This is a genomic window from Nostoc sp. (genome assembly GCF_036919575.1).
Classification (GTDB): domain Bacteria; phylum Cyanobacteriota; class Cyanobacteriia; order Cyanobacteriales; family Nostocaceae; genus Nostoc.
The window spans coordinates 1-13,022 of record NZ_JBALBY010000074.1; the positions used below are offsets into that span (position 1 = coordinate 1).

A 13,022-nucleotide genomic window follows, 5' to 3' on the forward strand; every position below is an offset into this window, starting at 1 on the left:
GATTTTTTCACGTAAAGTCTCTAAAATTTCGGGTGTGACTATATACCACCAAGGACTTCTAGGAGTTTCTTGGAATGCCTGAATAATTCCTTTGTCTCGCCAGTAATAGACAGTATGAATTCCAACACCAAGTTTTTCAGCCAGGGCACTGGTGGAATAATAACCTTCTGGACTAACCCCTAAGTGTGCTACTTGTGGGTTACTTAAAGGCTTTTCAATCCCAAACTTCCAACGAATCCAGGCGACACCTTTTTTCGTAAAAGCACGCCCAGTACCACCCACCAAACCTCGGCGATTGAGTTCATGAGCAATTTCGCTATCAGTTCGACCCACAGCTAATTCTTCAATGAGTTGAATGACTTGGTTGGGTGTTCGGAATTTTTCTGCATTTGTTGGGCGTGTCGCAATCAATTCACTTGTAACTCCTGTATGCCAGAGTATTTGGACACGAGTGGAACGTTCTGGAGCATCAATTGGGGTGATAGCAACTTGTTTTACTAACAACCCTAGTATTTCTTTACGCTCAAGATTCGTAGTAGTACTGGCGTGCCAAAGTGTGGGAATATCATTGGCTAACTGTAAAATTTGTTGCCGTTGCACTGCTGTTAATTCCAGCCGTTGTACTTGGCGAGCTTTTTGGTATGCCTCTTCTAACTCTGCTAACTGTTGTAATTTTTCATTCCATCGCCTTTCTAGTGTACGGGCGACTAAACGATTTTCTGGCTCGGTTGCATCATATTGTCGAAAAGCTCTTTCAGCTTCATAACGTGCCCTTTCCAGTCGCAGTTGCCATGTTTTATCTGCCTCATCTGCAATATTTTCAAGTTCAGATAGGACAGCAAGGGAAATGTCTAGTTGCTCGTCCGTAAAAGCTGACAGCACATGAGCGGAAACGGCTGTATCAATTGCTGCTCCCGCAACGCTCCAGCAAGCACCAACGCTACCATCTTGTTTACGAGCTTGGGTACATTCGTAAGCTGCTCTACAACCACCAGTACCGTGGTAGCGAGGACTCATACGACGACCGCATTTACCACAAATTACTAAACCTTGGAGGAGAGCAAAGCCAACTCTTGGTGTGCCTGGACATCCATCTGATAAAGAAATTGGGCAATTGCGTCTGAGTCGCTCACAATTAGATAAATATTCTGGCCAACTCATATAAGCCTCGTGAGCGTTGTGGATGATTACTTTCCACTCTTCTTGGGGTAGTTGCTGGATTTTAACCTTCTTTATTTGCCCAGCCTCAATTACATTAAAACTGCGTCGTCTACCATATACGTATGTTCCTGTGTAAGTTGGATTGTGCAGTAGGGCAGTTATACGACTAAGGAAGGCTTTTCCCCAATGAAGTGTACCAATATCCCCAGGTCGCCAACGTCTTCTTGGGAAAGGAATTTGGTTTACACAAAAGTAGCGCATCACCTTAAATGCTGTTCTAAGTTCGCGGAACTTTTGAAAGGCTAACTGTATTGCGGCAACTACACCTTCATCTGGGTCTAGTACCAATTTACCTTCTGGGTCGTAGACATAGCCAGTAGGTGGAGAACAGCGCAGTTCTCCTTTTTTAGCTTTATTGAGTTTGGCTCCTTGTAACCGTAAGCGCATACCATGTAGTTCCGTGTGGCTCCAAGTTCCCTTAAACCCCAGTATCACTCGGTCATTAAAATCATTTGGGTCGTAAATCCCATCGTGGTCAATTACCAAGGTATCCGTTAGGGCACAGATATCTAAAAGTTTATGCCAATCTGCTTGGGAACGAGAAAATCTTGAAGCTTCCAGAGCCAAAACAGCCCCCACCTCCCCTAAACCAACAGCAGCCATTAGTCGATGAAAATCTTCGCGTCCTGTTGTAGTTTGACCACTTTTACCAAGGTCACTATCCAATACTTCGATTTGACTCTTGTCCCAACCCAAGGTTAATGCACGGTCAGCTAGGGCATATTGTCTCTCAGTACTTTCACGGTGAAATTCTACCTGATTGGGTGTTGACTGTCTTAAATACACAACAGCACGGCGTTCCAGATGGGTTGAACTAATTTTATTATTCATCTGGTTTACTCCTAGTTATCGCTTTCTCTGTCTGTTGAGTAGAGAGTATTTTGTCCACTAACCGTGCTGTTAGCTTTATGAGGCGACTTAGCCTTTCTTCGTTTTTGGGTTGAGCGGTTGCTAGTAGATGCTTTTTCCTCATTTTTTTTCTTGTGTTCGACTTCAATATCATCAAGAACACAAGAAGATTCGGACGTTATAATTTGCGATCGCCCTGCTACCCATTCGCTTAATTGCAGTAATTTCTCAGGTAAAAACTTCCCGACTGTTTGGACTGTGAAAGCTTGCTGTGTCCATAGGTCGGTTTCCGTTGCTGGTAGAGACAAAAATCCTCCCAAAGGACTTTCTACAGTTAATTTAGTCTCTTGGCCAACTTTACGAATTTGCTGTATTACAACTGACTGACCACATAACGGGTGGATGGGATTGATGATGGTGACACAACTTCTCAAAAGTGACTTGAAGTTATGTGCAGTCTTACTGTACTGTTCCAACCATTGCGGATAGAACTTGGCAATGCCTCGCAAAATATGCACTTGAACCAGCACACGAAGCCACTTTCCACGCTAGGAGCTACGGGTTCAGAACTGGGCGCTCTGCCCACGATGCACAAAAGCACATCTTCGTAAATCTCCGCTCCAACTGCAACGGAATAGAAAAACGAGTTATTGAACTCGATATCGAAAAATGCTTCGACAGGATTAACCACTCAGCAATAATGGACGAACTCATTGCCCCAAAGGGACTAAAGCTCGGTATCTTCCGATGCCTAAAAGCAGGAGTCAACCCAGAATTCCCCGAACAAGGAACACCTCAAGGGGGAGTGGTCAGCCCACTATTAGCTAATATCGCACTCAATGGAATCGAAAGTATCCACCGATACAGAGCCAACGGGCGAATCAACGAGCCATCAATCCGATACGCGGATGACATGGTTATTATACTTCGACCCGAAGATGATGCAACAGAGATACTTGAAAGAATCAGCGAGTTCCTCCGCAAACGCGGAATGAATGTAAGCCAAAAGAAAACCAAAGTTACCGCCGCGACAGATGGATTTGATTTCCTCGGCTGGCACTTCAAAGTGCAGAGCAATGGAAAGTTTAGAAGTACTCCCTCAGTGGACAACTTCAAAGCTTTTCGCAAGAAAGTAAAACACATCGTCAACAACTCGAATTATGGTGCTACCACAAAGGCTGAGAAATTAGCCCCGGTAGTTAGAGGTTGGAGAAACTACCATAAGTTCTGCAAGATGAACGGGTCTAGAAACTCGTTATACCACATCCAAAAAAGAGCTTACACGGTATTCAACAAGGAAACCAAGCAAAACCGCGACTCTAGCAAGAAAATACTAGATAAAGCATTCCCAAAGGTTCCTCACTCCGAAAACAAACACGTTTCTGTCAAAGGAATTAAATCACCTTACGACGGAGATATAGCCTACTGGAGCGAACGCAAAAGTAAGCTCTACGATGGCGAAACCTCTATTGCTCTTAAGAAGCAAAACCATAGATGTGCTTCCTGCGGCTTAAAGTTCATCGAGGAAGAACGGGTTCACCTGCATCACATCGATGGAAATCACGCCAACTGGAAGAAAAATAATCTTGAAGCAATCCACGAGAGTTGCCACGATTACAAACACATGAGCAAAAGTGCAAGCTAAGAACATCGGAAGCTGGGTGCGATGAAAGTCGCACGCCCAGATTTAACTGAGAGGTGCGGGGAATAATATCCCCCATCGACTCAACCAGTGGATTAGTTGATCTCGTGGGTGCGGTTCCCTATAGCCTCACCCGTTTTGGGACTAGCCAGCACCTAGCTATCAACTGCTTATATAACTTTTTATAACAGTTTTTCAAACTTTCCCCAGAAAGTTAGTTGTTATGCCATCATGGGAAGTGAAATGAGAATTAATTCGGCGACAGTGTTTGTTTTTAGTATTGACAGGCTTTTCCCTTTTGGTATTACAGACTTCTCTCCGAAATCTAAATCTCTACAAACTTATGATTTTGGAGACATTTAATGTCAATTTACGTAGGTAACCTCTCCTATGAAGTTACACAAGATGCGCTGAGTGCTGTTTTTGCAGAATATGGTGCTGTAAAACGTGTTCAGCTACCTACTGATCGTGAAACAGGTCGTTTACGCGGCTTTGCTTTCGTGGAAATGAGTTCAGAAGATGAAGAAACAAAAGCCATTGAAGCCCTTGATGGTGCTGAATGGCTTGGCCGTGACTTGAAAGTAAATAAAGCCAAGCCCAGAGAAGACAGAGGTGGTTCTTCTTCCTTCGGTGGTGGTAATCGCGGCGGCGGTGGCGGCGGCTACAACCGTAACCGCTACTAAGCTAAATAGACGAAAGTAACTTAATTGAATTTAGAAAAGGCTCAGGTAGCAATGCTTGAGCCTTTTCTATGCAAAACTTTGACTCTAAATAATTTCGGTTGGGACGCTTTGAGACTTCCAAATAAAAAAATACTCAACTATTTCTTCTGGGGTGGGCGACACGAGAGCCCGTAGCCGAAGGCGGGCAAGATGCCCACCCCACAACCATGTTGAAAAAATATTATAGCGTTTCATAATCATATTCTGAATTCTGAATTCTGACTCCTGAATTCTCTCTTCAGCAGGACTTCTGATGATTACTCACGCAGTGCATAACCTACACCACGAACTGTATGAATCAAACGCTTTTCATTATTTTCTTCTAACTTGAGTCGCAGATAACGAATATAAACCTCAATAATATTAGAATCACCCATGAAGTCATAACCCCAAACTTTCTCTAGAATTTGATCTCTAGTAAATACCTGACGGGGATGTGAAAGGAGATATTCTAATAAGTCAAACTCTTTTGCTGTTAACTCAATGCTTCGTTTCTCCCGAAATACTTCACGGGTGCGGCGATTTAAGCTTAAATCTTGAAATTGCAACAAATCTTCATCTGTTTCTTGCGTGCGGCGGAGATGGGCGCGAATTCTCGCTAGTAGTTCCTCAATGCTGAAGGGCTTAACCACATAATCATCGGCTCCTGCATCTAATCCTGCCACGCGATCGCTCACTTCATCTTTTGCTGTCAACAAAATTACTGGTACTGCATTGCCTGTTGCTCGCAAACGGCGACAAATTTCCAAGCCTGTCAGTCCTGGTAGCATCCAATCCAGAATCGCTAAATCTGGCGATGAGTCTCGCGCCAGGGTTAGACCTGCGATGCCATCATGGGCGACACTTACTTGGTATCCTTCGCTACTAAGTTCTAATTCGACAAATCGCGCCAGTTTGACTTCATCTTCTACCAAAAGGATATGTGCTGTCATATTTTTGCTCCTAGGTAATGTCAGATTAAACTGCTATATGTAGGTAAACTGATTGTAAACGTACTCCCTTCGCCTAACTTTGATTGCACACTTACACTACCCCCCATACCTTCTACAAGTGTCTTGACAATCGATAAACCCAAACCACAACCCCCAGTAGCATGAGAGCGGGATTCATCTACGCGGTAAAATCTCTCAAAAATCCGTGCTTGCTGTTGCAAAGGAATACCATAACCTTTGTCACAAATTTGAATAATTGCCTTGTCTTGAAGCTGATTTAACTTAAAAATTACGGGTGTATTAGCTTCAGAATAATTAACAGCATTATCAATTAAATTCAATAATACTTGTTTCAGGCGACTGTAGTCTGCTTTTACCTCAATTGGATAAACTTTTGACTCGATTGTAATGACGCGATCGCTATATTTTTCTGCCATGACTACAACTTCTTCAACTAAGTCATTCAGCACATAAGATTTCATTTGAAAGTATAAGTAACCGCTATCTGCTCGTGCTAAATCAAGTAAATCTTGTAGCAGGCGGATAGTGCGTTCAGCTTCCGATGCAGCAGTTTCTAAAGCTTCTTGTTGGGTTTGGGTTAAGTTATTCTGTCTTCGCAACACACTTTGCAAATAACCATGTACAATTGTCAAAGGTGTACGTAACTCGTGAGAAACATTACTCACAAATTCTCGCTCTTGCTCCCAAGATTGGGAGAGACGCGATAACAGCATGGTTAAGGTTTGAGCTAATTCTTTGACTTCGCTGGGTGCATTATCAAGATATAGCTGTGCTTGTCCTAAATCTTCAGCAGAAATGGTCGAAGCCATTTGATTTAGCTGGCGCAGAGGTTGCAGAGAACGCCTAATATAAAGTGCGATCGCAGTAGTTAGGATAATAATTGCCAAAACACTAGTAATAGCTAAACTCTGTACCATTACTACAAACATTCTCTGTTCGCGGGTAATATCTTTTACTACAAATAACTCACCCAGTAACTTCCCCTGCACTTGCACAGAACTACCGCATAAAACAAAGTAGCTTTGGTTTACTTTGTAAACTTGTGGTTTAATCTGCATCTTCGTCAGGGACATTAACTCAGCTACCGTAGTATCAGATAATAAATCTAAAGTGGCAGATTTAACCAAGATTTTATTATCAGGACTTTTTAACCATAATAATGTGTTGGTATTTGCCAAGTTATTAATAGCCTTTTGCAACCCAGTTTCAGGTTGCATCATTTCACTATAAAGTTGCACATCTCGCGGTAAGCGCTTGGCGATTTCTTCTATATTATTATTATGACTATCAACTAAAATTTGCTGCATTTTCCAACTAGTCCATGTAGCAAGGCTACCTAATACCAAAGCTGAAAAAGCTGCAATCCCAACCGTGAGGCGTGACTGTAAAGAAAATGGGTCTATATTTATCCAAACTTTTCTGATTTGCTTCACTATTCTGGTTGCGTTTGAGGTGTTTAAAAAGGCTTTATCAATAAAATCGGACTGCTACAGCAGAATTCAGAATTCAGGAGTCAGAATTCAGAATTCAGAATTCAGAAGTAAAACAGGCTTTATACCTGGGTTTGAGACGAATCGTTGTGTACTTTACTAACTTGAAATTTGCTGTAAATGTAAAGTTATTATCAACTGCTACATCTTTAGTTATAGCTGATTTGAACTTACCTCTGTTGCATCCCTACAGTGAAAATGGCAGCCATTCCAAAAAGATTGCTAAATATTTTTATTTTATTGCATTCTCAACTATACAAATCTTTCTATAAGAATAATATAAATTGATTTAATAATAATTAAATTAGTTTACGCTGAGAATTACCTTAAAATTTATACTCTTGTCTGGTTTACCTTTGTACTCTTGTATGAACACAAGCGCTGAAAGTAAACCTTGCTCTTTATAGGACTTACGCACTGTACAAATTCATCGTGATATGGATTAAGGAAAATAGGTAGTTTCAGGCTTTTCTTAATTATAATTTGATCGTAAATAGACCATGTTCTAGGGGTTTAGCAATGCTAAACCCCTACGAAATATGTGGTTTTTAACCTTACAAATATTTGGTTTTAAAGAGGGCTAGGGAGGATCAGATTTGGATATCCTTATATTAGAGCGATCGCTTCTTTATCCTTCTCTATTTCTGCTTCTTGATCCTGTGCTTCATATTCACCAAATTGCTGGATTAATTTCGCAACTAAACCTGTCCAGCCAGTTTGATGACTAGCTCCAATTCCGCTTCCGTTATCACCATGAAAATACTCATGAAATAAAATCAAATCTCGCCAGTGTGGATCATTTTGAAACTTTTGGATTCCACCATAAACAGGACGTTCACCAGAGGCATTTTGCAAGAAAATTCTGGTTAACCTTTGAGATAATTCTGATGCAACTTCCCAAAGTGTCATCATTTGACCAGAACCTGTAGGACATTCCACTTTGAAATCGTCTCCTAGATAATAATGAAACTTTTGCAGAGATTCAATGAGGATGAAATTCACTGGAAACCAGACGGGACCGCGCCAGTTAGAATTACCACCAAATAAACCACTGCTAGATTCAGCCGGTTCATAATCTACCCGAAATTGAGAACCGTTGACATCAAAAGTGTAAGGATGTTCAGCATGAAATCTAGAAAGTGCGCGAATGCCATAAGGGCCAAAAAACTCACTTTCATCCAGCATTTTTTGCAGAATACTTCTGAGCTTATCTCTGGAAACGATCGCCAATAACCTCCGCGCACCCACTCCTTTTGTTTCCATACAAGCCACATTTTGCCGCAAGTCAGGACGGTTTTGGATGAACCATTCCAATCGCTTTTTAAAACCGGGAAGCATTTTTAAAGTATCTGATTCAATACTTTCAATGGCAAACAGAGGAATTAATCCTACTATTGACCTGACTTTTAAGGTAATCTGCCGTTCAGATAAATGCAGCACATCGTAGTAAAATCCATCTGATTCATTCCATAAACTGGCTTCCATTTCGCCAATTTTATTCATGGCATCGGCAATGTAAAGGAAATGCTCAAAGAACTTGCTAGCAATGTCTTCGTAAACAGGATTAGTCTTTGCCAATTCTAGAGCGATCGCTAACATATTTAAACAATACATTCCCATCCAACTAGTACCATCAGATTGGTCGATGTGTCCCCCTGTAGGTAAAGCCGCGCTACGGTCAAATACACCAATATTATCTAAACCGAGAAATCCCCCTTGAAAGACGTTGTTACCCTCAGCATCTTTGCGATTCACCCACCAAGTGAAATTGAGCATTAGCTTTTGAAACACCCGTTCTAAAAACTGTGTGTCTGCTCGTCCATATATCTTCTGTTCAATTTTGTAAATCCGCCAAGTTGCCCAAGCATGAACAGGGGGATTAACATCACCAAATGCCCATTCATAGGCAGGAATTTGCCCATTAGGATGCATATACCATTCCCGTGTTAAAACATCCAACTGATATTTAGCAAAATCGGGGTCAATAAGTGCCAAAGGAATAGTATGAAATGCCAAATCCCAAGCTGCAAACCAAGGATATTCCCATTTATCAGGCATAGAAAGAATATCTTTATTGTAGAGATGAAACCATTCCCAATTTCTACCTTTTTGGCGTTCTGGAGGTGGCGGTGGTGTATTGCGATCGCCTTTCAGCCAATCCTCTAAAACATAATGATAATATTGCTTGCTCCACAGCATTCCCGCAAATGCTTGTCGTTGCACATTTCGCATATCTTCACTGAGTGGAAATGGCGTGACGCGCTGATAAAATTTATCTGCTTCCTGTTGTCGTTCCCAAAATATTGTATCGAACTCTTGGCCAACTGGCTCAACTAAATTGGGTAGATCACTCAATCGCAATTTCACAATTTTAGTTTCGCCTGCACCTAGTGTTAACAAATAATCAGCAGATGCTTTAGTACCAACTTTATTTGGATTTACCGCCTCTTTTTTACCATGAACGATGTAGTCATTAATCCCATCTTTGACATAGGCAGATGAATTAGGAGAGCCAAATATTCGCTGATAATTTGTCTCGTTTTCTGTAAAGAGAATTTCGTTTGCTTCCTGACAATACAGCCACCTTTTACCTAAAGTTGAGTGAAACACCTCAACCACATGAAAGCCATTACCCGATTCGACCTCTTTTAAAGTAGGTTTGCTAGTATGCCCATTCCAAGACCAAGTATTACGAAACCAGAGAGTAGGTAACAGGTGTAGTGTCTTTACTTCTAACCCACGGTTGACTACTTTAATTTGGATGAGAATATCTTCAGCAGAATCCTTAGCATATTCAACGAATACATCAAAGTAGCGATTTTCATCAAATATACCTGTATCTAGTAATTCAAATTCTGGGTCGTGACGATTTCTGCGTTGATTTTCTGCGACTAATTGGGAGTACGGAAAGGCTTTATGGGGATATTTGTAAAGCGCTTTCATGTAGGAATGGGTAGGGGTATTATCTAGATAAAAGTAATATTCCTTAACATCTTCTCCATGATTCCCTTCACTACCATTTAGACCAAAAAATCTTTCTTTGAGAATAGAATCTTCGCCATTCCAAAGTGCGATCGCAAAACAAAGCCGTTGATGGTTATCAGAAATACCAGCAATACCATCTTCACCCCAACGGTAGGCGCGAGAACGAGCCTGATCGTGGGTGAAATAGTCCCAGGCTGTACCGTTTGCGCTGTAGTCTTCACGCACCGTTCCCCATTGGCGATCGCTCAAATATGGCCCCCATCTACGCCAGTGAGCTTTGTGACTCAAGGCTTCTGCTAATCTGATTTCTTCTTGGGTTAGATTTGTCATCATATCATCCCCTACATATCTGCACTTTAATTAATTTGCCATCTTGAGTATCCCTTTTTTAACTGAGATCGTGCTGAAGTTTTGATTAAAAATTTATAGGGCAATTGGTAAATAAAATGTAGGATATACTCAGGAAAACTCAGATTAAGTTTAGTTACTAAATCAAGCTAACCTATATTTATTGCATTGAATATGGTTCCGATTTTTCAATTAGGGTTGCGATCGCTTAACGAAAGATTCAACATTTCTATACTGATAAATTAAATGACACCGTGACAAATTCGTGTGATCAAGCTGAGTCTTATAAACTTTAGGCTTGCAACAATTTGTGTTGATGCAGCCTCTAAGTTCCCCGTGCTGATTCTAGACTTCACACCCTCAATGACACTAATTTGGCACAGCATCAAATAAAAACTCACTGTAGAGCAGATAGCCAGACTTAAACTCGACCTCGGAGAAACTGCGCCATTTCGTTAGGAGTTGGTGACATTTCTAAAGCAGTTTCTTCAGTGATGCGACCATCTTGATAGAGATTGAGCAACGACTGATTCATCGTAATCATGCCGTCAAACCCAGCTTGTTTCATCAACTCGCCAATTTCATCATACTTACCGTCTTTGATCCATTCTTTAATAGCCTCAGTATTGATCAGCACATCGTGGAAAGCAGCCCGCTTGCCGTCAGTTGTGCGACACAAACCTTGAGCAATTATTGCCACTAAAGACTCAGAAATTGCCACCCGCATTGCATCCTGTTCGTCACCAGAGAAGAGATTGAGAATCCGCTCAATGGTTTTAACAGCGCTATTGGTGTGCAGAGTTCCCATAACTAAGTGACCAGTCTGAGCGGCTTTTAGGGCGGTATTAACCGTTTCCTTATCCCGCATTTCCCCCACCAGAATCAAATCTGGGTCTTCCCGCAAAGCTGCTTTCAAAGCATTGTCAAATTTCCGGGTGTGCATTCCGACTTCGCGCTGTTTAACTAAAGACTTGCGGCTTTGATGGACAAATTCTATCGGGTCTTCAATGGTGATGATATGCTTGGCCATCTCTTTATTGATGTGGTCAACCATCGCTGCCATTGTGGTGGACTTACCAGAACCAGTGGGTCCAGTCACCAAAATTAAACCTTTGTGGTAATGACAAATATCCCGGAAAATTGGGGGTAAATTCAACTGTTCCATAGTTAAGATTTTCAGTGGAATCAACCGCAACACCATTGCAGGCCCTTTGAGGGAGCCAAAAACATTAATCCGCACGCGAGCAAAGTCATACTGAGTTGCTCCGTCAAATTCTAAGCTCTCTTCAAAGCGCTGAATTTCTCCCTCAGTCATTACCTCCCGCAACCAATTCATGAAAGTTTCTTTATCTGTTTCTGGATAATCCAGTGATTGAATTTCTCCTCGGCTGCGGAAGCGGGGTACTTCACCTACACCCAAGTGCAAGTCAGAATATCCCTCATCGTAAGCTACCCTGATTAACTTCGCTAAAGTGATTTGTGGAATGCTGTTTTGAGGGCGAACTGAACTAGGTATTGGCGGTGGACCAACCGGACGATGACCTGCAACAGGTGCGTTGGCGCCCCGCTCCATAGACATATCCAATGTTTGTGTCATCTGCCGCTGCGTACTAGAGGTTGGCGGTGGTGGCGGCATTGGTGGCGGCATTGGTGGCACGTTACGTCCGGCAGCAGGATTAGAATTTAATGAAGATTGTGATTCTGTCATATATCTTAAAATTTGGCAGTTAAAAAGTTGAATTAGCGAGAAGTCAAGTCACTTGCTTTGATGACTTTTGGAAGATGCTTGCGTGAAGCCCCGGCGGTGATGGGAGGCGATTGAAACTCTAAAACCACGGTCAATCCATTTTATCCACCTCGATTTGTATCTTTTTTTGCCTAAAGTTTTACTACTCGGAAGATTGAGAGAAGTTATTTAACCTATCTAACTTGGTTTAACACACACAGGGACTCAAAATGCAGCAGTAAATATACATAGATTTTCAGTAATTTATAATGCTTTTAATCAAACATGAATATTCTCAAGACTTAGATGAGAAATTTATCTCCGATATGGACACAAATTGCCAGCAATTAACAGCACAAACACTAGCAGATCATTTATTCAGCCCATCTATGAATTATGAGAGCCACTACTAATTTTTATAAGAAATGTTAAGTTGAATCGGAGCAATATCCTGGGGATCAAGGTTAAAAGCTCATACCTTTTAGGTTCTATACCTAAAGATGGATGCATAAAATAAGTTTTTCTAATAGATATAAACTTGACTTTAAATTCATAATTACAAAAAATTAACTGTAAACTTTAGTAAATAAATGCTCATTTTCCCGATTAGTTTTTATATACTGAAATTCACTGAGGAACGAATTAGTTTAGACTCGCCAAAAGCGAGAACTGACTGAAATTAAAATTTGTTGTGTATTTTTAGGAGGAAAAGTCATGGTTTCTGCTCAAAGCTCTAATCTAGGAAAGACCTACTCCTTGTTGATGATTAAAAGCTTTTTAATATGGACTTTTACATTGGCAGTATGCTTGTTGGTTGTCGGTTTTCCACTAGTTGTCTTAATGGCGACGGTCGGATGTCTGTTATCAATTGTCTTGCAATCTGTGATGCCTGTTAGTGCAGTTTTGCTTGTAGCAGGCGCTTTAATCATGTTTAATGTCATCGCCGTTGTATTGGCTGCGGGTGTGCTAACTGTTAAAGGAGTTCATCCTAATCAAATCAAATGGTTAAGCTGGTTGCATGGAGAGGCAGACCAAATGCAGACTACTGTTTATGCTGCTTGCCCTTTAACTTGTGAGATCAAGTAG

At 41.3% G+C, this 13,022-nt stretch carries 8 protein-coding genes and 1 pseudogene; 3 read left to right on the top strand and 6 right to left on the bottom strand.

What is annotated here, in order from left to right; translation table 11 throughout:
• Both V7K27_RS19270 and V7K27_RS19275 read right to left on the bottom strand, forming a co-directional pair.
• On the bottom strand, positions 1-2,052 hold a 2,052-nt coding region (locus V7K27_RS19270), incomplete at its 3' end, for a recombinase family protein (protein WP_334949696.1).
• 11 nt (positions 2,053-2,063) lie between these two features.
• Positions 2,064-2,600: a hypothetical protein gene (locus V7K27_RS19275; RefSeq protein WP_334949697.1), complete on the bottom strand. Its 537-nt coding sequence runs from the start codon at positions 2,598-2,600 to the stop codon at positions 2,064-2,066.
• Between V7K27_RS19275 and V7K27_RS19280 the strand changes: the two are divergent.
• A pseudogene (locus V7K27_RS19280) lies at positions 2,540-3,715 on the top strand (group II intron reverse transcriptase); the annotation flags it as partial. The gene V7K27_RS19275 and the pseudogene V7K27_RS19280 overlap by 61 nt on opposite strands.
• 359 nt (positions 3,716-4,074) lie before the next feature.
• The gene (locus tag V7K27_RS19285) at positions 4,075-4,395 is read left to right on the top strand and encodes an RNA recognition motif domain-containing protein (protein ID WP_334949698.1); all 321 of its coding nucleotides are present in this window, start codon (positions 4,075-4,077) and stop codon (positions 4,393-4,395) included.
• 296 nt (positions 4,396-4,691) lie between these two features.
• On the opposite strand, the gene V7K27_RS19290 is transcribed toward V7K27_RS19285, so the two are convergent.
• The 4 genes from V7K27_RS19290 to V7K27_RS19305 form a co-directional block, all read right to left on the bottom strand.
• Positions 4,692-5,366, bottom strand: a complete 675-nt coding sequence (locus tag V7K27_RS19290) for a response regulator transcription factor (protein ID WP_334949699.1) — start codon at positions 5,364-5,366, stop codon at positions 4,692-4,694.
• A gap of 20 nt (positions 5,367-5,386) precedes the next feature.
• Positions 5,387-6,820 carry a sensor histidine kinase gene (locus V7K27_RS19295; protein ID WP_334949700.1) on the bottom strand — a complete coding sequence of 478 codons (1,434 nt, stop codon included), beginning with the start codon at positions 6,818-6,820 and terminating at the stop codon, positions 5,387-5,389.
• A gap of 663 nt (positions 6,821-7,483) precedes the next feature.
• The gene (locus V7K27_RS19300; RefSeq protein ID WP_334949771.1) at positions 7,484-10,192 is read right to left on the bottom strand and encodes an MGH1-like glycoside hydrolase domain-containing protein; all 2,709 of its coding nucleotides are present in this window, start codon (positions 10,190-10,192) and stop codon (positions 7,484-7,486) included.
• Between the two features lie 439 nt (positions 10,193-10,631).
• Complete coding sequence (locus tag V7K27_RS19305) at positions 10,632-11,918, bottom strand: type IV pilus twitching motility protein PilT (protein WP_334949701.1); 1,287 nt, start codon at positions 11,916-11,918, stop codon at positions 10,632-10,634.
• A 732-nt stretch (positions 11,919-12,650) separates the two neighbouring features.
• Between V7K27_RS19305 and V7K27_RS19310 the strand changes: the two genes are divergently transcribed.
• Positions 12,651-13,022 (top strand): hypothetical protein, encoded by a 372-nt coding sequence (locus tag V7K27_RS19310; protein ID WP_334949702.1) that lies wholly within the window; start codon positions 12,651-12,653, stop codon positions 13,020-13,022.

What these genes read in the sequence shown, in the direction of transcription:
- V7K27_RS19285 (WP_334949698.1), top strand. Translation starts at nt 4,075, where the DNA reads ATGTCAATTTACGTAGGTAACCTCTCCTATGAAGTTACACAAGATGCG.
- V7K27_RS19310 (WP_334949702.1), top strand. Translation starts at nt 12,651, where the DNA reads ATGGTTTCTGCTCAAAGCTCTAATCTAGGAAAGACCTACTCCTTGTTG.
- V7K27_RS19290 (WP_334949699.1), bottom strand. Translation starts at nt 5,366, where the DNA reads ATGACAGCACATATCCTTTTGGTAGAAGATGAAGTCAAACTGGCGCGA.
- V7K27_RS19300 (WP_334949771.1), bottom strand. Translation starts at nt 10,192, where the DNA reads ATGACAAATCTAACCCAAGAAGAAATCAGATTAGCAGAAGCCTTGAGT.
- V7K27_RS19305 (WP_334949701.1), bottom strand. Translation starts at nt 11,918, where the DNA reads ATGACAGAATCACAATCTTCATTAAATTCTAATCCTGCTGCCGGACGT.